The organism is Nocardia shimofusensis NBRC 100134 (assembly GCF_001613125.1).
Classification (GTDB): domain Bacteria; phylum Actinomycetota; class Actinomycetes; order Mycobacteriales; family Mycobacteriaceae; genus Nocardia; species Nocardia shimofusensis.
Window position 1 is genome coordinate 80362 of the sequence record NZ_BDBT01000014.1, and the last position, 21248, is coordinate 101609.

21 protein-coding genes are annotated in these 21248 nt (G+C 69.4%); 9 read left to right on the plus strand and 12 right to left on the minus strand.

What is annotated here, in order from left to right:
* The 4 genes from NS3_RS17095 to NS3_RS17110 form a co-directional block, all read right to left on the minus strand.
* Positions 1–381 carry an NADH-quinone oxidoreductase subunit A gene (locus tag NS3_RS17095; RefSeq protein WP_067860799.1) on the minus strand — a complete coding sequence of 127 codons (381 nt, stop codon included), beginning with the start codon at positions 379–381 and terminating at the stop codon, positions 1–3.
* 337 nt (positions 382–718) lie between these two features.
* Positions 719–1129 (minus strand): Rv3143 family two-component system response regulator, encoded by a 411-nt coding sequence (locus NS3_RS17100; protein WP_157101385.1) that lies wholly within the window; start codon positions 1127–1129, stop codon positions 719–721.
* A gap of 171 nt (positions 1130–1300) precedes the next feature.
* A complete protein-coding gene (dinB, locus tag NS3_RS17105) occupies positions 1301–2557 on the minus strand; it encodes a DNA polymerase IV (RefSeq protein ID WP_067860803.1) in 1257 nt (418 codons plus the stop codon).
* Positions 2558–2615: 58 nt separating this feature from the next.
* On the minus strand, positions 2616–3257 hold the full coding sequence (locus NS3_RS17110; RefSeq protein WP_084495670.1) for a TetR/AcrR family transcriptional regulator: 642 nt from the start codon (positions 3255–3257) through the stop codon (positions 2616–2618).
* A 93-nt stretch (positions 3258–3350) separates the two neighbouring features.
* On the opposite strand from NS3_RS17110, the gene NS3_RS17115 reads away from it, so the two are divergent.
* The 3 genes from NS3_RS17115 (at position 3351) to NS3_RS17125 (ending at position 5847) form a co-directional block, all read left to right on the plus strand.
* Positions 3351–4232, plus strand: coding sequence for an alpha/beta fold hydrolase (locus NS3_RS17115; RefSeq protein WP_067860807.1), 882 nt, complete (start codon positions 3351–3353; stop codon positions 4230–4232).
* Positions 4233–4305: 73 nt separating this feature from the next.
* Entirely contained in the window at positions 4306–5418 is a 1113-nt protein-coding gene (locus NS3_RS17120; protein ID WP_067860809.1) for a winged helix DNA-binding domain-containing protein, read from the plus strand.
* 9 nt (positions 5419–5427) lie between these two features.
* Positions 5428–5847 (plus strand): NUDIX hydrolase, encoded by a 420-nt coding sequence (locus tag NS3_RS17125; protein WP_067860811.1) that lies wholly within the window; start codon positions 5428–5430, stop codon positions 5845–5847.
* A 215-nt stretch (positions 5848–6062) separates the two neighbouring features.
* Here the strand turns inward: NS3_RS17125 and NS3_RS17130 are convergent, their stop codons facing one another.
* Genes NS3_RS17130 through NS3_RS17145 form a run of 4 tightly spaced genes read right to left on the minus strand, consistent with a single transcriptional unit; the run spans position 6063 to position 9679 of the window.
* Positions 6063–6671, minus strand: coding sequence for a GTP-binding protein (locus tag NS3_RS17130; RefSeq protein ID WP_067860813.1), 609 nt, complete (start codon positions 6669–6671; stop codon positions 6063–6065).
* Positions 6652–7026, minus strand: coding sequence for a DUF742 domain-containing protein (locus NS3_RS17135; RefSeq protein WP_067860815.1), 375 nt, complete (start codon positions 7024–7026; stop codon positions 6652–6654). Before NS3_RS17135 ends, NS3_RS17130 begins: the two co-directional genes overlap by 20 nt.
* Positions 7023–7418 carry a roadblock/LC7 domain-containing protein gene (locus tag NS3_RS17140; protein ID WP_040796325.1) on the minus strand — a complete coding sequence of 132 codons (396 nt, stop codon included), beginning with the start codon at positions 7416–7418 and terminating at the stop codon, positions 7023–7025. Before NS3_RS17140 ends, NS3_RS17135 begins: the two co-directional genes overlap by 4 nt.
* Positions 7415–9679, minus strand: a complete 2265-nt coding sequence (locus tag NS3_RS17145; RefSeq protein WP_169811655.1) for a sensor histidine kinase — start codon at positions 9677–9679, stop codon at positions 7415–7417. Before NS3_RS17145 ends, NS3_RS17140 begins: the two co-directional genes overlap by 4 nt.
* A 236-nt stretch (positions 9680–9915) precedes the next feature.
* Here NS3_RS17145 and NS3_RS17150 point away from each other — a divergent pair, with 236 nt between their 5' ends.
* Complete coding sequence (locus tag NS3_RS17150) at positions 9916–11469, plus strand: succinic semialdehyde dehydrogenase (RefSeq protein ID WP_067860819.1); 1554 nt, start codon at positions 9916–9918, stop codon at positions 11467–11469.
* A gap of 1 nt (position 11470) precedes the next feature.
* Here the strand turns inward: NS3_RS17150 and NS3_RS17155 are convergent, their stop codons facing one another.
* On the minus strand, positions 11471–11785 hold the full coding sequence (locus tag NS3_RS17155; RefSeq protein WP_067860821.1) for a hypothetical protein: 315 nt from the start codon (positions 11783–11785) through the stop codon (positions 11471–11473).
* Positions 11786–11896: 111 nt separating this feature from the next.
* The gene (locus tag NS3_RS17160; RefSeq protein WP_174550481.1) at positions 11897–13045 is read right to left on the minus strand and encodes an alkaline phosphatase family protein; all 1149 of its coding nucleotides are present in this window, start codon (positions 13043–13045) and stop codon (positions 11897–11899) included.
* Between the two features lie 73 nt (positions 13046–13118).
* Here NS3_RS17160 and NS3_RS17165 point away from each other — a divergent pair, with 73 nt between their 5' ends.
* Complete coding sequence (locus tag NS3_RS17165) at positions 13119–14003, plus strand: LLM class F420-dependent oxidoreductase (protein ID WP_084495672.1); 885 nt, start codon at positions 13119–13121, stop codon at positions 14001–14003.
* Positions 14004–14118: 115 nt separating this feature from the next.
* Positions 14119–14775, plus strand: coding sequence for a hypothetical protein (locus NS3_RS17170; RefSeq protein ID WP_067860825.1), 657 nt, complete (start codon positions 14119–14121; stop codon positions 14773–14775).
* Here the strand turns inward: NS3_RS17170 and NS3_RS17175 are convergent.
* Positions 14732–15340 carry an HAD family hydrolase gene (locus tag NS3_RS17175; RefSeq protein WP_084495674.1) on the minus strand — a complete coding sequence of 203 codons (609 nt, stop codon included), beginning with the start codon at positions 15338–15340 and terminating at the stop codon, positions 14732–14734. The genes NS3_RS17170 and NS3_RS17175 overlap by 44 nt on opposite strands.
* A gap of 78 nt (positions 15341–15418) precedes the next feature.
* Between NS3_RS17175 and NS3_RS17180 the strand changes: the two genes are divergently transcribed.
* The 3 genes from NS3_RS17180 to NS3_RS17190 all read left to right on the plus strand — a co-directional run bounded on the left by NS3_RS17180 (position 15419) and on the right by NS3_RS17190 (position 20835).
* Positions 15419–18607 (plus strand): acetyl-CoA carboxylase family protein, encoded by a 3189-nt coding sequence (locus NS3_RS17180; protein WP_067860830.1) that lies wholly within the window; start codon positions 15419–15421, stop codon positions 18605–18607.
* Positions 18608–18660: 53 nt separating this feature from the next.
* On the plus strand, positions 18661–19536 hold the full coding sequence (locus NS3_RS17185; protein WP_067860832.1) for an SDR family oxidoreductase: 876 nt from the start codon (positions 18661–18663) through the stop codon (positions 19534–19536).
* Positions 19537–19743: 207 nt separating this feature from the next.
* Positions 19744–20835, plus strand: coding sequence for a PP2C family protein-serine/threonine phosphatase (locus NS3_RS17190; protein ID WP_067860834.1), 1092 nt, complete (start codon positions 19744–19746; stop codon positions 20833–20835).
* 42 nt (positions 20836–20877) lie between these two features.
* Here NS3_RS17190 and NS3_RS17195 read toward each other — a convergent pair whose 3' ends face one another.
* Positions 20878–21186, minus strand: a complete 309-nt coding sequence (locus NS3_RS17195) for a hypothetical protein (RefSeq protein WP_067860836.1) — start codon at positions 21184–21186, stop codon at positions 20878–20880.
* Positions 21187–21248: the final 62 nt, after the last annotated feature.

Here is a 21248-nt window from a genome sequence, read left to right on the forward strand (position 1 = left end):
TCAGTCCCAGCTGAGCCCGCCGCGACGCCATTCGTAGGCGTAGGCGATCGAGACGTTGACGATGAACAACGACATGGCGGCGAGACCGAACAGACCCAGCGCGTCGAAATGCACGGCCCACGGGTAGAGGAACACGATCTCGATGTCGAAGATGATGAACAGCATCGCGGTCAGGTAGTACTTCACCGGAAATCGTTGTCCGGCAGCATTGCCCGGCCCACCCGCCACCGCGTGCGGAGTCGGTTCGATGCCGCATTCGTAGGCTTCCAGCTTGGCCCGGTTGTAACGCTTGGGGCCGAGCAGCGCCGAGAGCAGGATCGAGAAGATAGCGAATGCCGCGGCCAGCGCGCCGAGGACGAGGGTGGGCGTTTCCAGGTTCACGAGCGCTTCCCCTCCTTGCGAGCCGAGGCTCCTCGTTATCGGTCGGACGAATCCGCCCGCAGACAGCTGACCGGGCGGATGGGGGCAGCGTTCGTCGCGACGGGGCGATTATTCGGCTACCCGATAGTTGTGAGCTAGAGCACAGGTTACCGCCGTCGCGAGGGCGGTACGACCGAATGCGGCGTGCGGTTTGATCGAATTCGCGACTGCGATTCATGACCGAAACGGTGGTAATCAAACCTGGTGATGCGTGCGGTGCCGGAGTGCGGCGAGCGGCGCGAGGCGCGACAGAACCGCCCGGCGCCGGGGCGGCCCAGTCATTTGTGATGGATATGAATCAGGCGGCGAGGCGGTTGCGCAGCAGGTCCACCACCGACTCGGTCAGCCGCAGCGGATCGATCGGGTGGGCGACCGCGGCCTCGGCGCGCGACCACTTGGCCAACCAGGCGTCGTCCGGGCGACCGGTGAGCACGAGGATCGGCGGGCAGTCGCTCAGCTCGTCCTTGAGCTGCTTGGCGATGCCGAGCCCGCCCGCCGGCGCCGCCTCGCCGTCGAGAACGGCCAGATCGATGCCGCCGGCATCGAGCCGTTCGATCACCGCGGGCGCTGTGGCGACCTCGAGGAATTCGAGTTCGGGTAGGTCGGGATGCGGGCGCGTGCCCACGGCGAGCACCACCTGACGCCGGGTGTCGGCGTCGTTGCTGTAGACCAGAACCCGCAGTGCGGTACCTCGCGTCTCGTCGGCCACGGGGGAATCGTACGTCCGGAAACGGTTCACCCGCCGGAACTTCCACGGGATCTGTTGTGCCGCTGCGAATTGCGACTCCAGCGCCCGGTGATCGGGTAGCCGATGGCAAGGGAGTCGCGCCGGCCACCGAGCCGTCGCCGGACCACTCCCGGAAGAACGGTGCCGGTGAGTTCAGTCCGGGAGCAGCGGGACCGAGATCCCCTCACCTCGGTCGATGAGTGCGGCGCGGGTGACGGCCGACGAGCCGAAGCGGCGGCGCAGGTCGTCGAGGGTCCGGTCGAGGGTGTTGTCGGCGCGGGCCTCCAGCGGCAGGACCAGCTGACAGGGGTTCGTGTCGGTGAGGTTGGTCAACGCCAGGCCGACGAGGGTGAGACCGCGCTCTCGGATCAGCGGCAAGGCGTCGGCGAGCAACCGCCGCGCCGCACTCAGCAGGACGGCGGTGTCGTCGGTGGGAGCGGGCATGGTGTGCGAGCGGGTCGCGCGGGAGAAATCATCGAAGCGCAACCGCAACACCACGGTCCTCGACACCCGGTCGGCGGTACGTAATCGCCTGCCCAGCCGGTCGACCAGGCCGTGCAGGTAGGAGTCGATCTCGTCGGGTTCGCGGTGACGGCCGCCGAGCGCGCGCTGCGCGCCGATCGAGCGCCTGCGCTTTCCCGTCTCGACGCGGCGTGGATCGCGGGCCATCGCCAGCGCGGACAGGTGGCGCGCGGCGGCCGGGCCGAGCATGCCGCGTAATCCGTCCTCACCGAGCTCGGCGAGCTGACCGATTCTCGTGACGCCGTGTTCGCGCAAGGTGCGCGCGGTCACCTCGCCCACGCCCCAGAGTCGTTCCACCGGCAACGGATGCAGGAACTCGAGCTCGCGTCCGGGTTCGACCAGGCGCAACCCGTCCGGTTTGGCGACCGCGCTGGCTACCTTGGCGAGGAATTTGGTGCGCGCGATGCCGACCGAGATGGGCAGACCGACGTCGTGGCGGATGCGGGCGCGCAAGCGGCGCGCGATGTCGATGGGTTCACCCGCGATGCGGCGCAACCCGGCCACATCCAGGAACGCCTCGTCGATCGAGATGCCCTCGACCATCGGGGTGGTGTCGCGGAACACCTCGAACACCGCTTTGCTCGCCGCCGAGTAGGCGCTCATCCGCGGCGGCACGACGACGGCGTGCGGACACAACCGCAGTGCCCGCGCACCGTTCATCGGGGTGCGCACACCGAATGCCTTCGCCTCGTAGGAGGCGGCGAGCACGACCCCGCCGCCGACGATCACCGGCCGCCCGCGCAGGCTCGGATCGTCGCGCTGTTCGACGGAGGCGTAGAAGGAATCCAGGTCGGCGTGCAGGATCGAGGCGTCGCGGCGAACCTCGCGCTCCGGACTCGCCGACTTCCTCGGCGGCTGGAGGCGATCTTCACGTTCGGACACGAACATATGTTCGCATGTGGGTCCGACAGGGTTTTCTGACCAACGCTGCCGGGCCGGCCAAGGTTCATTCCTCGCGTGGCGAGGTCCGCTCCGCCGGGCCGAGAAGTCGATCGATGGCGTGGTCGAGCAACTCGGCGGCTCGTTCGGGGGTGTGAAAATTGCTCAGCACCGATTGCGAGAGTCCCGGGATCACCACGCTGAGCAGATCGGCGTCGAGTGCGATCGCGGCCTGCTTCTCGGGGGCGTCGTCCCCGGCGGAGTACCCGCGTGCGCGGCCGATGTGTTCGGCCAAGGTCTCCACCAGCAACCGGGCCGGTGCGAGTGTCTCACTGGGTAGCGGCTGGGAGCCGGTCAGCCGGGCGGCCTGGTAGGCGGCGAGGACCTGGGCCTCGTCGCGACGGACCTCGTCGAGGGGTAAGAGCGCCCGGCCGATCGTCCGCAGCGCGAACCGGGGGTCGGGCTCGGCGCCGAGGCTCTCGAACTGCTCGACGAACCGGAACGCCATCGCGTCGATGACCGACTTCAGGGTCCCGAGCAGGAACTCCTTCTTCGTCCCGAAGTAGTACTGCACCAGGCGCACCGAGATCCCGGCCTCGGCGGCGACGGCCTGGAAGGTCGCCGCCTCCAGGCCACCGCGCACGATGACCCGGCGCGCGGCATCGGTGATCTGACGGCGCCGTGCGTCGTGGTCGGCCAAGCGTGGCACTGCTGCTCCTCTCGTCCCTGCGTGAATGCAGATCATGGTACGCCGATACCATTTAAATGGTACAGTCATATCAACAAACGGAGGGAAGTTCAGATGGCGAAACAGGTCGGGAAGTTCAAGAACGAACAGGCGCGCGCAGAGTTCCTCGCGTGCTATGACGAGTTCGAACGGCTGTGGCCGCAGCGTCCGGAAATCGTGGATGTGGCGACCAGTTCCGGATCGACGCGCGTCTACCTCCACGGCCGAGGCGACGCAACGCCACTGGTCTTGCTGCCACCGATGGGTGGCAACGGATTGTGCTGGTATCCGTTGATCGGGCACCTGCCGACCGATCGCACGGTGATCGCGCCGGACACGATCGGCACGCCGGGGCGCAGCGAGCAGACCGCCCCGGTGACGAACGCCCCCGAGTTCGCCTGCTGGCTGGACGAGGTGCTGGCCGGACTCGGGGTCGGCAAGGCGCATCTGATGGGTTACTCCGAAGGGGCCTGGTACACCGCGATGGCGATGACCGGTGGCGCGCGGCGGCTGGCGAGTGCGACGCTGATCGACGGCTCGACACCGTTCACCAAGCTGCCGTGGCGCATGATGCTGGTATTCCTGCGTGCGGGTATCCGGCCGACCGACAAGAACCTGCGCCGATTCGACGAACTGGCAATGCCGCATCGGCGGCCGACCGAATTGGAGATCCGCCTCTCGCGTGCGGCCCTGGGCTACCGCCGGACCCTGCCGTGGCCGCGCATCCTCACCGACGAGGAACTCGAGGCCGTCGAGCTTCCCGTACTCGCCGTCCTCGGCGCGCAGAGCCCGATCGGCAAGCCCCTCGAAGCTCGCGACCGGATCCTCGCGCACATCAGGGACTCGCGGGTGGAGATCATCGAGGGCAGCGCCCACGACCTGCTGTTCCACAAGCCCGGTGTGATCATGCCGCTCATTCTCGACTTCATCCACAAAAACGAGCCCGCCACCGTGTGACCCTGTGAGCGCACGAATCTGTCGGTCGGCGCGGGTAGCGTGTGGGCGCGGAACGCCGGGGACAGGAGGAGCGGTGCGCGTCACGTGGGATCAGGTTTTCGCTTGGCGGCTGCGCAGGCAGTTCATCGCCGAACCTGTCGAGGACGGGTCAGCCGCTGTGGCGGTGGCCGATCGGTTGGCGGGAGTGCAGGCGCAGATGGCGTCGGCGGCGGAGACGGCGGTGGCGGTCCGCAGCGCGACCTCGGTGGCAGGCGCGGTCGAATCCGCGCTCGCCACCGGCGCTCTGGTCAAGACCTGGGCGATGCGCGGCACCCTGCACGCGATGACGCCCGCCGTCGCCGCGGCGGTCCTGCCGTTGATCGCCTCGGCCCGGACGTGGGAGAAACCGTCCTGGCAGAAGGCGTTCGGCGCCACACCGGCGACGGTAGCCGCGCTGGGTGAAGCGGTCGGGCAGATCCTCGCCGACACCGCGCTCACCCGAGCCGAACTCGTCGACGCGCTGCTGGCCGACTCGGCCTTCCACGAACTCGGAACGGAGCTACGGTCCGGCTGGGGCGCGCTGCTCAAACCGCTGGCGTGGCAGGGCGTGCTCTGCCACGGACCCGCCGACGGCAACCGGGTGACGTTCACCAGCCCACACGCGCTGATCCCCGGCTGGTCCGACCCGGTCGATCCCGAGAGCGCCGCACCCGTCGCGATCCGCGGCTACCTCGGCGCGTACGGTCCCGCCGGGCCGGAGACCTTCGACGCCTGGCTCACCCGTAACAGCCTGCGCAAGACCGTGGTCCGCTCATGGTTCGCCGCGCTCGGCGACGCGCTCACCCCGGTCGAGGTCGAGGGACGCGCGGCCTATGTGCTCACCGAACATGCCGACGATCTCGCCGCCACCGAGCCGTCGAGCGATGTCCATCTCCTCGGACCGTTCGACCAGTACGTTCTCGGGCCGGGCACCGCCGACACCGAACTGCTGCCGAAAGCCCATCGCGGCAAGGTCAGTCGCACCGCGGGCTGGATCGCCCCGCTCGTGGTCGACGCGGGCCGCATCACCGGCACGTGGGAGCTCGACGGCGACCACGTGGTGGTGTCGATGTTCGACGACGCGCCGCTGCCCAAGGGGTTCGACGCCGCGCTCGAACGGCTGGCGAGCGCCACAGGTCGCGCCGAGCTGCGTGCCGGGGCGCGATAGGCTGCGGCGATGGCGGACAGTCCGGTGGCGGCGACCCTGATCGACACGGTCGCGTGGGTGCATATCGAGCACGGCAGGATTCTGTGCGGTCGCCCGCGCGGCAAGGACGTGTTCTTCATTCCCGGCGGCAAACGCGAAGGGGCCGAATCGGATCTGCAGACGCTGCTGCGCGAGATCCGTGAAGAATTGACGATCGAATTGCTCCCCGAAACGGTCGCACCGGCCGGCTGCTACGAAGCGTACGCGCACGGCTCGCAGGGTGGACCGCTGGTACGAATGGCGTGCTACACCGCTGAGTATCGCGGCATCCTCGCCCCCAGCAGCGAAATCGAAGAACTGACCTGGTTCGGTTACACCGACCGGGAACTCGTGCCGCCGGTAGATCAACTACTCTTCGACGACCTGCACGAGGCTGGACACTTGCGCTGAGTTCCGGAACCGGCGGTGAGTGCGGCGTTCGAGGATCCGGGAACAAACCAGCTGTCGCCTACCGCCGAGCGCTTCGGTAGGGCCGTCGGTGAATGAGGAGAATGCGGCGGAGCTGATCGGGTGACGGGCTGCAGATGATCCGGCTGTCCACGGCCGGAACGATAGTCGCCGACCGGCATCCGCTCCGGACGAGCAGGCGGATGCCGGGTCGGCGATCAGGTGGTGACCGGGGCGCGTCCCGCCAATTCGATGAGGTGCTGGACGAGGGTGAGCAGCACGCTCTTGGCCGAATCACGGCTGCGGGCATCGCACAGCAGCACCGGGGTGTGCGGGTCGAGGTCGAGCGCGTCGCGCACCTCGTCCACGGTGTAGCGGGGCGCTCCGTCGAAGCAGTTCACGCCGATGATGAACGGCAGTCCGCGGCGCTCGAAGAAATCGACCGCGGCGAAGGAATTGCTGAGCCGGCGGGTATCGGCGAGGACCACCGCGCCGAGCGCGCCACGGGACAATTCGTCCCACAGGAACCAGAACCGGTCCTGGCCGGGCGTGCCGAAAAGGTAGAGCACGAGGTCACGGTCGATGGTGATACGACCGAAATCCAGCGCCACCGTGGTGGTTTCCTTGGACTCGACACCGGAGAGGTCGTCGACACCGGTACTTACCTCGGTGATGAGTTCCTCGGTGCGTAGCGGGGTGATCTCGCTGATCGCCGAAACCATTGTGGTCTTGCCGACTCCGAATCCGCCAGCGATGAGAATCTTGACCGAGGCGGCCAAGCGCTGTGATCCGGAGTCGACCCGTGGGTCAAAGTTTTCTGATGCCATCCAAAACCGCTCGCAATACGTTGAGATCGTCGGGGCCGTTTTCCGATTGCATCGGAGCCCGGAAGATCAGTTGTCCCTCGCCGATCAGGTCGCCGACGAGAATCTTTGTCACCGCAAGAGGCAATTGCAAGTGTGCAGCTACCTCGGCCACAGATTGGGGCTGCGCGCAGAGCCGGACGATGATGCCGTATTCCGGCTCCGGCCTGCGAAGAGTCGGCGCCTTGGTGGTGGTGACGACCACCGTCAGCATGTCCAGATCATGAGCGGCGCCCATGGTGCGGCCACGGATCAACGCGTAGGGCCGGACCACCGGTCCGGCCGCGGCGTCGAAGAACGCCCCGCCCTCGCGTGTCATGACAATCTGGCGGGGGTGGACAGATAGTTGCCGACTCGCTGGACGGTCACGTTCATTTCGTAGGCCACCATGCCGAGGTTGGCGTTCTCCGCGGCCTGTAGCGCCAGGCAGGCGTTGTCGCCCGCCGCGGTGACGAACAGGACCGCACGGTCGAGTTCGATCACGGCCTGGCGTACGCCGCCGCCACCGAAACGGCTGCCCGCGCTGCGGGAGAGTCCGTACAGCGTCGAGGACATCGCCGCGAAATGCTCGGCGTCCTCGCGGCTCATCTTGGTCGACCTGCCCAGCAGCAGTCCGTCGGTGGACAACACCACCGCGTAACGCACGCCGGCCAGTCGGTCGACCAAGTCATCGAGCAGCCAGTCGAGGTCGCCGGATTTGGCAGTGCTCACTGTTGGCCTTCCTGTCCTTCGTTGAGCCGCTCACGGCGGCCCTGCCGGGTTCCATTCTCTATGGCCGACATCAGATCACGGGCTTGTTCGGGAGAACGTTCGCGTTCGGCGGACGGCTCCGGGGTAGGGGTGTGGGTGAGTTCGGGCGCCAGATTCTCCTGCCGCCTGCGTCGGGGCAGCTCCGGCCGGCCGAGGGGAGTGTAAGCCGACGGTACCGGTCGCTCGGGTGCGATTCGCGGCGGGATGGCATCCGGCGGAGCCAGAGTGGCCACCGACGCCTCCGGGCGCTCGATCTCGGGGTGCTCTGCGGGACGGTCGAGGGCGGGCTCGTAGCGCGGCTGGGATACCGGCAGTGCCCGTTCCTCGATGATCTCGGCGGAGGGCTCAGGCGCCAGCAGCGCGGAGGGAATCAGCACGACCGCGCGGACACCGCCGTAGTTGGATTCCGACAGCCGCACCGACACGCCGTGGCGCACCGCCAGCTGCGCCACCACGAACAGCCCGAGGCGCGAGTCCGCCGACAGCCGTGCGACACCGAAGTCCGGTGGATTGCGCAGCATCTCGTTGACCCGGGACAGCTCGCCCTCGGGCATACCCATGCCCTGGTCGGAGATCTCGACGACGACGCCGCGCCCGACGAGGTTGCCCGACAGCTCCACCTTCGACTGTGGCGGGGAGTAGGCGATCGCGTTGTCGACCAGCTCGGCGATCAGGTGCCCGAGGTCGGCCACGGCGGAGCCGAGCACGTTCACATCCGGAATCCGCTGTACCTGGACGCGGGCGTAGTCGAGGGTCTCGCCGACCGCGGCCCGCACCAGGTCGACCAGCGGAATCGGATTGCGCCACTGCCTGCCCGGCATACCGCCGCCCAGCACGATCAAGTTCTCGGCGTTGCGCCGCTCGCGAGTGGCGAGGTGATCGAGCCGGAACAGCGTCTCCAGCATCGACGGGTCTTCCTGCTTGGCTTCGGCCTCGTCGAGGATCTCGAGCTGGCGGTGCACGACGATCTGGCTGCGGTGGGCGATGTTGAGGAACACCGCCTTCACGCCTTCTCGGGTGCGGGCCTCGTCGACGGCGGCGGCGACGGCCGCGGCGTGCGCGTGCTCGAATGCCTGCGCCACCTGACCGATCTCGTCGTCGCCGTAATCCAGGTGCGGGGTCTCGCCGGAGGCGTCGACGATCTCGCCTTCGCGCAGCTTGCGCATGGTCTCGGGCAGGCTGACGTCGGCCAGCGCGAGGGTTTCCCCGCGCAGCTTCTTGAGCCTGCGGATGATGCGGTTGGCCAAGGCGAGGGCAACCAGGAAGGCCGAGATACTGATCGCGAGCACACCGCCGGCGGTGAGCAGCGAATTGCGCGCAGCCGCACCGTAGGTGTCCTCGGCCATGTCCTCGGTCTGCGTGCTGTGGCTGATCCACAGATCCAGCAGCGACCGGTTGAGCTCGTTGGCGGCTTCCTGCCAGTCGACCAGGTCGCCGGGCAGATCGTCACCGCGCAGCAGCGCGCGCTCCACCGCGGTGACCTGCTGCCAGGCCGGGGAGGCGAGCATGGCGGCCGCGGCGGCCTGTTGGTCGCTGGAGGTGTCGGCGGCGAGCAGGCCGATCTCGGTGTGGTAGTAGCCGATCTGATAGACCAGCTCCTCCATCGAGATCTCGGCCAGGTCGGTGTCGGTGGCCGCCAGGGCCAGCGCCAGCGCGTTCGAGCGGGACATGCCTTCGGCGGCGTAGAGCAGGCGCACGCCCCGGCTGAGCTCGACACCGATCTCGGTGTCGGGCGCCTGCTCCTGCGCCGTCCGTGTGCCCGCGGCGACCCTGTCGAGGATCTGGCTGAAGAAGCCGTAGGCGTCGAGGACGGGAACCTGCCGCACATCGACGCCCTGGCGCAGTTGGGTGAGGTGATCGATGATCGCGTGGAACGCCTTGGTCTCTTCCTCGTTGCTGTTGCCGATTTTCAGCTCGGAGGTCGTTTCCAGAACGTTGCGCACCGCGCCGTCCAGGCGAACCCTGGCGGCGGTGAGCGCGGGCGTGGCCGCCGCGTCACCGGTCAGGCTCGCGACTGTGTAGTGACGTTCCTGCTGCAACGCCTCGACGAACTCGCGGGTGGCCGGGGTGGCCGTCTGAATCTCCTCGGCCCAATCGCGGGCCGCGCTGCCTTGATCGACCAGATATCCCGCGGTTCCGACGCCGATCACCAGCAGTGTCAGACTCGGGACCAACGCGATTGCAAGGATCCGGCCTCGCACACCGAGTCTCGCCTTGAACATCCGCACAACCTAATGGAGCGCACTACACGGCTGTCATTCCGGTCCCGGTGAGCGAGACTACTATTGACATGTCATGGTCGCTGTGCTGCGTCATCGCTGTGCCGCGTCGTCACTGTGCCGCGTCATCACCATGCGGTGTCACCACCGCGCTGTGTCACCACCGCGCTGTGTCACCACCGCGCTGTGTCACCACCGCGCTGTGTCACCACCGCGCTGTGTCACTACGAGGAGGCACCATGTCCGCCCCTACCGCCGCGGAGTTCGCCCGACTGGGCGCGCTCACCGCCGTACACCACTCCGATCAGCACGAGCGCGCCACGATCACGGAGACCTTCACCGGTATGGCACTGGGCGAGGTTCCGGTCGGGACCGTGGCCGATGTGGAGGCGGCCTTTCGGAGGGCCCGCGTCGCCGCGTCCCGGTGGGCCGCCCGTCCGGTCCGTGAGCGCGCCGCCGTCGTCGAACGGTTCCGCGCGCTGCTCGTCGAGCACCGCTCCCGACTGATGGATGTCATCCAGGCCGAATCCGGCAAAGCCCGATGGGCAGCGCAGGAGGAGATCATGGGCCTGATCTTCGCGGCGCGCTATTTCTCCGGCGTCGCGCCGAAACTGCTGGCGCGTCACTCGGTGCCGGGCGCGTTCCCGATCCTCAACCGTGCGGCGGTGTACCACCAGCCCAAAGGCGTGGTCGGAGTGATCGCGCCGTGGAACTATCCGATGCTGCTGTCCGTCGGCGATGCGCTGCCCGCGCTGCTGGCGGGCAACGCCGTCGTCGTCAAACCCGACAGCATCACCCCGTACTCGGCGCTCGCCGCCGCCGATCTGCTCTACCGTGCCGGCCTGCCGCGCGATCTGCTGGCGGTCGTGCCGGGCCGGGGCACCGTGGTGGGCACCGCCATCGTCGAGTCCTGCGACTACCTGATGTTCACCGGCTCCACCGCCACCGGTCGCACGCTGGCCCAGCAGTGCGGACGCAGGCTCATCGGCTTCTCCGCCGAACTCGGGGGCAAGAACCCGATGATCGTCACGGCGGGCGCGAAACTCGATCGGGTGGCCAAGGCGGCGGTGCGGGCCTGTTTCTCCAACGCGGGCCAACTGTGCATCTCGGTCGAGCGGATCTACGTCGAGCAGTCGGTGGCGGCGGAGTTCACCGAGAAGTTCGTCGCCGCGGTGGAGTCCGCGCGGCTGGGCGCGGCCTACGACTTCTCCGCCGACATCGGCAGTCTCATCTCCCCGGCGCAGCTCGAGACGGTCACCGCGCACCTGGCCGACGCCACCGCGAAGGGCGCACGGGTTCTCACGGGCGGACGGGCCCGTCCCGATCTGGGACCGTTGTTCTTCGAGCCGACCGTGCTCGACGGTGTCGCCGACGACATGACCTGCGCGCGGGAGGAGACCTTCGGGCCGCTGGTCGCGATCTACCCGGTCGCCGATGTCGAGGAGGCGATCCGGCGCGCGAACGACACCGAGTACGGACTCAACGCGAGCGTGTGGGCCGCGAGCCCGGCCGAGGGCGAGGCGATCGCGCGCAGGCTGCGCACGGGCACGGTCTGCGTCGACGAAGGCTATGCGCCCGCGTGGGCGAGTACCGCCGCGCCGATGGGCGGCATGGGGCAGTCCGGCGTCGGGCGCAGGCACGGGCCGGACGGGCTGCTGAAGTACACCGAGCCGCAGAACGTCGTGGTCACCCGGTGGATGAATCTCGACGCCCCGCCGCTGGTGTCGCAGGACCTGTGGCAGCGGACGCTCATGACGATCGCCCGCTCACTGCGGTTTCTGCCCGGCCGCTGACTCATTTGTTCACGATCATGCCCGCCACATCGGCGTTCTTGATCGGGGTATCGGCATTGCGCTGACCCGAGCACAGCACGTCCACGGCCATGATCGTCAGGTCGACCGCCGTGCCGGACGGTTCGGTGGAGAGGTTGTCGCGTTCCTTGACGAACTTGGTGACGGTGATGCGCTTGGTGTCCGCGTCCTGGGTGACGTACTCACCGCAAGGGGTGTCGCCGCCGCGGTTGAGCGCCCGCTCGACGTCGGAGCATCCGCTCATCAAGGCGACGGCCGCGACCGCCGCCAGACCGGTCCTGCCAACGGTGCCGATCATCGGCTCCTCCTGTTCTCCGGTCGAGCGGGACGGCCGCGCGATCCTGTGGGCCCCCGCGGTGAGCCTAGAGGCCGGCGCGCCGGAACTCACCTCCGAGGCGGGGAATGGTCGTCAGCCGGTGGCGATCCGCAGCGGGATCTCCGATTCCGCCGTGGTGAGCGACCCGTGGTGGCCGACCATCGCGGCTTCCAGCGGTTCGGCCACGCTGCGGATCACCCCGCCCTCGCCGCGGGCCGCGACGACCAGATCACCGATGCGGGCCGCGGCGGCCGGGGTCACCAGTGGTCCGAACCAGCCGCGTGCGATCACCTCCTCGCGCCCGAGCACCGCGAAGTCGTCGCCGAGCACGGTCCGCCAGGCGGCCGCGACATCAGCGGTCGCGCCTTCCTCGGTGTAGACGTGCCGGGCGCGCGCGTCACCGCCCAGGCTGCGCACCCCCGCGCGTAGTTCGGGATGGGTGTCGAAATCGACGGGGGAGGTGATGTCGACCATGCCGTGATCGGCGGTGACCAGCAAGGCCGCGCCCGCTGGCAGGCGCTCGGCGATGGCCGCCGCGAGCCGGTCGACGTGGGCGAGCTCGAGCAGCCACGCGTCCGAGGCGGTGCCGCGCACGTGCCCGGTGGTGTCGAGTTCGCCGTGATAGGCATAGACCAGGGAACGCTCGCCCGCGCGCAGCGCGGTGATCACGCCGTCGACCAGGTCGCCGAAGGAAAAGCTGGGGCGGAACTCGTTGCCGCGCAACGCGGCCCGGGTGAGGCCGGAGGTGGCCTGGTACATCGGCGCCACCTGCCCGACTCGTATCCCCGCGGCGGACGCGCGCTCGAACGCGGTCGGGCGGGGCTGGAACTGCTCGGGGACCAGGTCGGTCAGCAGGTCCCGGACCGGGTCGTGGCCCCGGTCCTGCCATTGCCAGCGCAAGGCGTTCATCAGGCGGTCGTGGCCGGGCACGTTCATCAGATAGCCGACGATGCCGTGCTCGCCGGGTGGCGCGCCGATACCGAAGGAACTCAGCGAGGTCGCGGTGGTGCTCGGAAAACCGGTGGTCAGCGGTCTTCCGGCCAGGCTCGACAGGAACGGCGCCATGTCGGCGTGCCTGGCCAGCAGTTCGGCGCCGAGCCCGTCGACGAGCAGCACGCATACCCTGGTCGCCGTCAGGTCGAGATCGAGACGGTCCTGTTCGCCGGGCACATCCAGGCAGGCCAGCACCGAGGGCAGCACATCGGACAGAGAACCCGTTCCGTAACGGGGCGCGTCGAACATGCCGCCAGGATGCCCCGGTGATCCTCGGGGAGCAAGGGTGGCGGCCGTGACGGCGTGCCGGTAGACAGGACCGGTGAGCACGCCACGCGCATTCCGGTTCGGTGTCAACATGATCGTCGCGCAATCGCGCACCGAGTGGATCGGCAAGTGCCGCAGAGCCGAAGAACTCGGATTCGACGTCCTCGGCGTCGCCGACCACCTCGGCATGCCCGCGCCGTTCCCCGCCATGACCATCGCCGCCGAGGCCACCGAACGGCCCCGGCTGACCACCTTCGTTCTCAATGCCGCTTTCTACAATCCGGTCCTGCTCGCCCGCGAAGCCGCCGCGGTCGACCGGTTCACCGACGGACGAGTGGGGCTCGGCCTGGGCGCGGGCTATGTGAAGGAGGAATTCGAGGAAGCGGGCATCGCGTTCGAGTCCGGCGGCAAGCGGGTCGAGCATGTCGAACATACGGTCCGCACCCTGCGACGGCTGTTCGCCGACCCCGAGTACCGGCCGCAGCCCGCCCAGCCTTCGGGTCCGCCGCTGCTGATCGCGGGCTGGGGGGATCGCCTGCTGTCCGTGGCCGCCCGGCATGCCGACATCGTCGCCTTCACCGGCGCCGGTGCGGCCGCCGACGGCGGACCCATGCTGCTCGCCGGAGCGAAGAAGTTGTCCGAACGCGTCGGCTATGTCCGTGACGCACTGGGTGATCGGGCCGACCAGGTCGAGTACAACCTCCTGCTGCAGAAGGTGGTCGGCCGGGAGGAATCCGCCACGCTGCTGGAGAGCTACCGTCCCGCTTTCACCGAGGAGGCCGCCGCCGATCCCCACGACGTCCCCACCCTGCTGATCGGCTCACCCGAGACCGCCGCCGACCGCCTGCGCGAACTGCGAGAACGCTTCGGTATCAGCTACTTCACCGTCCTCGAGGACAGCATGGAGGCGTTCGCCCCGACCCTCGCCCTGCTGCGCTGACCGGTCCCCCCACCGACGATTCGCAATATCGTTGCGTGCCAGGGGATCTGGGCATCACCTGAACTCGGGCGCGGAAAACCTTGTCTCGGCGGGAAGCGCGGCTAGGATCGCTCGAATGGATTCGGAGAAGGGGAGTTCACGGCGTCCGGACACGGTGTACCGGTCGACCGGCGCGACCCCCGAGGCGCTGGTGTGTTGTGGTGTCGTCGCGGTGGTGAGCCTCATCGCGGCGGTGAGTGGAGTCGCGGTGCTCGCGGGTGCGGTGGGCACGGTGTTGTTCGCGCCGATCGCGTGCGAGATGGCGTGGGCGGTGTGGCGGCGCAGACCGGAACTGGTGATCGGCGACGAGGCGATCGAGCATCTGTCGTTCGGCCGGATCGCGTGGAACAGCGTCGATCATGTCCGGGTGAGCAGGGACGGTCGCGAACGAGTGCTCGAGATCGTTCTGCGCGGCGGGTCCGTCCGTGCCTGTCCGCGGGTGCCGGTGCGCGCGTTGCCGGTGCGGGTGCAGGCGGTGTTCGGTGCCATCGGCCACCATCGGCCGGAGGTGCTGGTCGGCGCCGAACGTGTGGAGCGACAGGCGAATGCGCTGGGGCGCACGCTGTCGCGTGGTCCCGTCGCCGCGGCAGAGACTTCGCAGTCGATGGGCTCGGGCGTCACCTCGGCGCGAGCGATCACCGCGACCGTGCGGGAAGGGCACCGACGCCGCACCGGTCTGCGCGCGGCGATCAGGCGACGGCCTGCGCGTCCAGCCAGGCCGGGAAATCGGTGAGATCGGCGAGTATCACGTCGGCGCCGGCGGCACGCAGTTCGTCGGCGCTGCACGGGCCGGTGGTGACGCCCACCGCCAGCGCGTCGGCGCCTTTGGCGCCACGCATGTCCCCGGCGTGATCGCCGACGAACATGTGCGCCGCGTGCTCACGTAACGCCGCGGACTTCGCCCCGGCCCACAGATCGCCGACGACCGCGTCGACCCGCCAGCCCAGATGATCCAGATGCAACTGCGCGAACGGCGTGTGCTTGCCCGTCACCACCAGCACCCGCCCGCCGCGCTCGGCGACGGCGGTAAGCGCGGCCTCCGCGCCGGGCAGTGCGGGCATCTCGGCCACCACCGACGGATAGAACTCGCGGTAGCGGGTGATGAAGGCGGGCACGAGTTCGGCGGCCAGGCCCGCCTCGGCGAGCAGCATCGGCATGGGTGGGCCGAGCTTGTCCACCACGTCGGCTCCGCGCACGGGCAGAGCGAATTCTCCGGCAACCACATCGACCGCCCTGGCCACTCCGGGCCGGGAATCGATGAGTGTCATATCTAGGTCGAAACCGACGGTCCAGCTCACGCCACGACCCTATCCGGCGGGCGCGGCCTTCGCCGACCCCACCGGGTCGGGCTCGGAGGTATCCGCGACACTGACCGCATGCGTGTGGTCGTGGTGAACAGAGGCGAGATCGCGGTTCGGATCGTGCGGACCGCACGGGCACGGGGGTATCGCACCCACGTCGTGCACACCGGAGCCGAACGCGACGCGCCGCAGGTCCGCCTCGCCGACGAGGCCGTGGAGTTGCCGGGCGAAGGCGTGCCCGCCTACCTCGACATCCCCGCCGTGGTGGCAGCCGCCGCGAGCGCCGGGCAGGGGGCGCTGGTGCACCCCGGTTACGGATTCCTCAGCGAGAACGCCGACTTCGCGCGCGCCTGTGCCGAGGCCGGGCTCGTCTTCACCGGACCGGCCCCCGACGTGCTGGCCACCTTCGGCGACAAAGTGGCTGCCCGCGCCGCCGCCGAACGCGCGGGCCTGCCGGTGCTGCCGGGCACGCCGGTCGGCGCGGACCTCGATGCCGTCGCCGCACTGCTGGCGGCCAACCCTCACGGTGTGATGGTCAAGGCCGCGGCGGGCGGCGGCGGGCGGGGAATGCGCGAGGTGCGCGAAGCAGGCGAACTCGCCGACGCCTTCGCCCATTGCCGCGACGAAGCGCACGCCGCCTTCGGTGACGATCGTGTCTTCGCCGAGGCGCTGGTCACCGGAGCCCGCCACATCGAGATCCAGGTGATCGGCGACGGGCGGCACGCGCGCGCCGTGGGCGATCGCGACTGCAGCGTGCAACGGCGCAGGCAGAAACTGGTGGAGATCGCCCCGGCCCCCGGACTCGGCGACGAGCTGCGCGCCCGGCTGCACCGCGCGGCCGTGGACATCGTGGAATCGGTGCGCTGCCGGGGCGTGGTCACCGTGGAATTCCTGGTGCGCGGTGAGCAGGCGTGGTTCCTCGAGGTGAACCCGCGCCTGCAGGTCGAGCACACCGTCACCGAGGAGACCACCGGCCTGGACCTGGTGGGTGTCCAGTTCGACGTGGCCGCCGGCCGCAGCCTGGCTCGGCTCGAACTGCCCGACACCAGCCCGCGTGGGTACGCGGTGCAGGCGCGGGTGAACGCCGAGGTCATCGATGCGGGGGGACAGGTGCTGCCGAGTTCGGGGGTGCTCACCCGCTTCGACACCCCGACCGGTGCGGGCGTGCGAGTCGACACCGCCGCCTTCCCCGGGATGCGCCACACCGTGCATTTCGACTCGCTGCTCGCCAAGATCGTCGTGCGCGCGGATTCCCTGGACGGCGCGTTGCGACGCTGCGCCGACGCGCTCGCCGAGACCGTCGTCGCCGGTGTCGGCACCAACGCGCCGGTCCTGCGGGCCACGGTCGGCGCGCTCGCCGGTGCCGAACCGGTCGACACCGGCTGGTTCGAACGCCACGTCGGCGAATTCGTGCGCGGCGCCGAGGAATTCGCCGCGGGGCCGATACCGGTGGCCGCGTCGTCCGGGGCGGCCGGTGCATCCGCCGATCTCCGGCTCGGCCCGGACGAGCTGGCCTTCACCACGCCGATGGGCGCCACGGTGGTGGAACTGGCCGAACCGGGCGAACTCGTGGCCGCGGGCGCACAGGTGGCGGTGCTCGAGGCCATGAAGATGCAACACGTCCTGCGCGCCGAGCAGCCGTTGCGGGTGTCGCGTACGCTCGCCGCGCCGGGAGACGTCGTGGATCCGCAGGCCGCGCTGCTGGTGTGGACGCCCGCCGACCACGACGGCGGCGGGGCCGACATCGTCGCGGTGGATCTCGACTCCATCCGTGCCGATCTGCGCGAAGTCCTCGACCGACAGCGCGGCGTACTCGACGAGGCCCGACCCCAGGCCGTCGCGAAACGTCACCGGCTGGGCAGGCGCACCGCCCGCGAGAACATCGACGATCTCGTCGACGCGGACAGCTTCGTCGAATACGGCGGTCTCGCCGTGGCCGCGCAGCGCCTGCGCCGCAGCCCCGAGGATCTCATCGCCAACACCCCCGCCGACGGTTTGATCAGCGGCATCGCCACCATCAACGCCGACCGGTTCGGCGAGCGCGCCGCCCGCGCGGTGGTGCTGTCCTACGACTACACCGTGCTGGCGGGCACGCAGGGCATGCGTAATCACGCCAAGTCCGACCGCATGCTCGACATCGCCCACGAGCAGCGGTTGCCGGTGGTGTTCTTCACCGAAGGCGGCGGTGGTCGTCCGGGCGACACCGACTACTCGGGCATCTCGGGCCTGGATCTGACCACCTTCCGGGCGATGGGCGCGCTGTCGGGGCAGGTGCCCTTGATCGGCATCGTCTCCGGCCGCTGCTTCGCGGGCAATGCCGCCCTGCTGGGCATGTGCGATGTGGTGATCGCGACGCCGGAGGCCAATATCGGCATGGGTGGCCCGGCCATGATCGAAGGCGGCGGGCTCGGGGTGTTCCGGCCCGAGGACATCGGCCCGGTCGAGGTGCAACGGCGCAACGGGGTGGTCCACGTGGTCGCCGAGGACGAAGCCGACGCGGTCGCCATCGCCCGCCGCTACCTGGCCTACTTCCAGGGCGATGTCGATCGGTGGGAGGCCCCCGACCCGCGGACGGCCCGGCATGTGGTGCCGGAGAACCGGTTGCACGCCTTCGATATTCGCGCCGCCATCGAATCCGTCGTCGACGTCGGCTCGGTGCTGGAACTACGCCGCGACTGGGGTGTCGGCGTCGTCACCGCGCTCGTGCGGGTGGAGGGCAGGCCGTTCGGGCTGATCGCCAACGATTGCCATCACCTCGGCGGCGCCGTGGACGCCCCCGCCGCCGACAAACTCAGCGCCTTCCTCGCCCTGTGCGACGCACACCGCCTTCCGATCATATCTCTCTGTGACACACCAGGATTCATGGTCGGTCCGGAAGCCGAGAAGCACGCTACGGTGACCAAGTTCAGCAAGTTGTTCATCGATGCCGCCAATATGCGAGTGCCGTGGGGGACGGTCGTACTGCGCAAGGGCTACGGGCTCGGGGCGCAGGCGATGGCCGCGGGCTCGTTCCGCTCGCCGCGGTTCATCGTGTCCTGGCCGACCGGCGAGATCGGCGGCATGGGCTTGGAAGGAGCGGTGCGACTGGGATTCGCCAAGGAACTGGCGGCGATCGCCGACCCGGCCGAGCGGGCGAAGGCCTTCGACAATCTGGTCGCCGCCGCGTACGCAGGCGGCAAAGCGCTCACCGCCGCCACGGTGTTCGAACTCGACGACGTGATCGACCCCGCCGACACCCGTCGCTGGATCCGCCTGCTGCGCTGATCGAGCGACGCCCGTTTATAGACAAGAATGTTCGTAAATACTATGGTCGTGCCATGACCAAGTTCGACGGCAAGATCTGCCTGATCACCGGGGCCGCCGGCGGGCTCGGCCGCAGTACCGCCGAGGCGGCCGCGGCCAAGGGCGCGTCACTGGTTCTCACCGATATCGACGGCGCCGGTCTCGAGCGTACCGCCGAGGAATTGCGCGCGAGCGGAGCCACGGTGCATTCGGCGGAGGCGCTCGATCTCACCGATCACGACGCTGTCGTCGCGTTCGCCGAGCGGGTGCACGCGCGACTCGGCAGCGGTGGCGGCAGCGGCAGTGTGGACATCGTGATGAACGTGGCGGGCATCGCCACCTGGGGCACGGTCGAGCGTCTCTCCCACGAGCAGTGGCGGCGCACCATCGACATCGATCTCATGGGCCCCATCCACATCATCGAGGCGTTCCTGCCGCCCATGATCGCGGCCGGGCGCGGTGGTCATCTGGTCAATGTCGCCTCCGCGGCCGGGCTGTTCGGCCTGCCGTGGCACGCGCCGTACAGCGCGGGCAAATTCGGACTGCGTGGCGTGTCGGAGGTCCTGCGCTTCGATCTGCGCAGGCATCGCATCGGGGTCAGCCTGGTGTGTCCCGGCGCGATGAGCACGCCGATGGTCGACCGGCTCGAGATCGCCGGTGTCGACCGGGAATCCGTGGCGGTGCGACGCGGCATGAAACTGTTCCTGCGTCATGCCGTCAGCCCGGAAGCGGCCGCGAAATCGGTGGTGCGCGGGGTGGAGCGCAACAGGTATCTCGTCTACACCTCCCACGACATCCGCATCGGGCACTGGGCGCAGCGGTACTTCCCGCCCGCCTACAACCTCGCCATGCGCGGACTGAACCAGGCCATGCAGCGCTACGTCGACAAGCCGGGCGTGCTGCGCGACTGACGGATGCGGGTGCACTCCTTCGGTTGTCGTACGATCGCGGGAACGACTGCGCCGGTTGGTGACGAAGGGGGACAGGGTGCGGGAGACGCCGGGAGACACGAACTTCGGTATGGCGGGCAAGCGGGACGCGCGCCGCCCCGATCTGGAACGCTGTAGGCCCGACCTGCCGGTCGGCCGTGCCGCTGCTACCCGCCCGAGGACCACGCTGTGAATCGCGATCTGCCCCGAGATCCCGCCGAAGCCCCCACCATGCCCATCGAGAGCCCGGCAGCGCGGGACGGGTCGGCGACCTCCGAATCGCCGACCGTGGAGATCACCCGCGCGGCTGCCGCGCCCACCGTCGAGATCCGTACCCCGCGCACCGTACGCGGCACCGGCCCCCGCTGTCCGGACTGCGGCGCGGACAACCACACCGGCGCCGCGGCCTGCCCGTCCTGCGGCGCGGATCTGACCGACAAGCGCGTCGCGCTGCCGCTGACCGACGGCCCCGCCGACCGGTTCGAGGCAGACCTCGGCGCGGTCTGCCTGGTCACCGACCGTGGCATCTCGCACGCGCGTAACGAAGACGCCGTCGCCGCGGCTGTCGTGGAAGGCGAACACGGCCCGCACACCACGGTCATCGTGGTCTGCGACGGCGTGTCCACCTCCTCGGATCCGCAGGCCGCCTCCGGGTCCGCGGTGCGGGCGGGCGTTCAGGCCTGCCTGCGGGCGCTCGAGCAGGGCCGGCCCGCCACCGACGCCGCGCTCGCCGGTCTGGTCGCGGCCTCCGACGCGGTTCGCGCGATTCCCAACGAGGAGCGCAACGCACCCTCGTGCACCTACGTCTCGGCGATCGTGCGCGGCGCGGGCGGCGGGGCGGTCGACATCACCGTGGCCAATGTCGGCGACAGTCGCGCCTACTGGCTGGCCGCCGAGCCGATCGGCGACGACACCGCCTACATCCCGTCACAGCGGCTGACCGTCGACGATTCCTGGGCGCAGGCACTCGTCGACGCGGGCGCGATGGACGAGCAGGCCGCCATGAACGATCCTCGCGCGCACACCCTGTTGCGCTGGCTGGGCGCGGACACCGACGAGCGGCCCTGGTCGGACCGTGCGGTGCGCACCTTCCGCGCCCGCACTTCGGGCCGTCTGCTGCTGTGCAGCGACGGCCTGTGGAACTACCGGCCCGAGGCGGACCAGCTCGCGGCACTGGCCGCGGTCGAGGATCCGATGGCCGCGGCACGCGATCTCGCCGATTTCGCCGTGCGCAGCGGCGGCAACGACAACATCACCGTCGCCATCGCGCCGATTTCCTGACGCGGGCCGGGGCGGCCGGACGCCGGCCGCCTGCCGGGTCGATCAGTGACCTCGGTCGTCGTATCCGGTCTGCTCGGCGGAGATCCTGCGCATCCGGCGGTGCTCGAGGACGATCAATCCGATGCCGACGAGCAGGAACAGACCGGCGGCGATCCCGCCGATCAGCGCCCAGCCCTCGAAACCGTAGCCGGCCGCGGTCATGGTGAGTCCGACAGTCACGATCCCGAGGCCGACGAGGAACATGCCCGGCCAGTTCCGGGTGTCCTCGAAGATTTCACCGGCATGAGACCGGCTGGTGCGCGTGTGGTCGGGGAAATTTCCGTGTTGGGGATAAGGCACGTGCGCTGTCATGACGAGCTCCTCTCGGCGCGCCCGCGAACTCGTGCAGGGTGGGTTACCCCGGTCTACGCCGG

Excerpts from the sequence above, each read along its gene's own strand:
- NS3_RS17125 (WP_067860811.1), top strand. The coding sequence starts at position 5,428 with ATGGCGGACAGTCCGGTGGCGGCGACCCTGATCGACACGGTCGCGTGG.
- NS3_RS17130 (WP_067860813.1), bottom strand. The coding sequence starts at position 6,671 with ATGGCATCAGAAAACTTTGACCCACGGGTCGACTCCGGATCACAGCGC.
- NS3_RS17185 (WP_067860832.1), top strand. The coding sequence starts at position 18,661 with ATGACCAAGTTCGACGGCAAGATCTGCCTGATCACCGGGGCCGCCGGC.
- NS3_RS17150 (WP_067860819.1), top strand. The coding sequence starts at position 9,916 with ATGTCCGCCCCTACCGCCGCGGAGTTCGCCCGACTGGGCGCGCTCACC.
- NS3_RS17145 (WP_169811655.1), bottom strand. The coding sequence starts at position 9,679 with ATGTTCAAGGCGAGACTCGGTGTGCGAGGCCGGATCCTTGCAATCGCG.
- dinB (WP_067860803.1), bottom strand. The coding sequence starts at position 2,557 with ATGTTCGTGTCCGAACGTGAAGATCGCCTCCAGCCGCCGAGGAAGTCG.
- NS3_RS17180 (WP_067860830.1), top strand. The coding sequence starts at position 15,419 with ATGCGTGTGGTCGTGGTGAACAGAGGCGAGATCGCGGTTCGGATCGTG.
- NS3_RS17135 (WP_067860815.1), bottom strand. The coding sequence starts at position 7,026 with ATGACACGCGAGGGCGGGGCGTTCTTCGACGCCGCGGCCGGACCGGTG.
- NS3_RS17160 (WP_174550481.1), bottom strand. The coding sequence starts at position 13,045 with ATGTTCGACGCGCCCCGTTACGGAACGGGTTCTCTGTCCGATGTGCTG.
- NS3_RS17155 (WP_067860821.1), bottom strand. The coding sequence starts at position 11,785 with ATGATCGGCACCGTTGGCAGGACCGGTCTGGCGGCGGTCGCGGCCGTC.
- NS3_RS17170 (WP_067860825.1), top strand. The coding sequence starts at position 14,119 with ATGGATTCGGAGAAGGGGAGTTCACGGCGTCCGGACACGGTGTACCGG.
- NS3_RS17195 (WP_067860836.1), bottom strand. The coding sequence starts at position 21,186 with ATGACAGCGCACGTGCCTTATCCCCAACACGGAAATTTCCCCGACCAC.
- NS3_RS17115 (WP_067860807.1), top strand. The coding sequence starts at position 3,351 with ATGGCGAAACAGGTCGGGAAGTTCAAGAACGAACAGGCGCGCGCAGAG.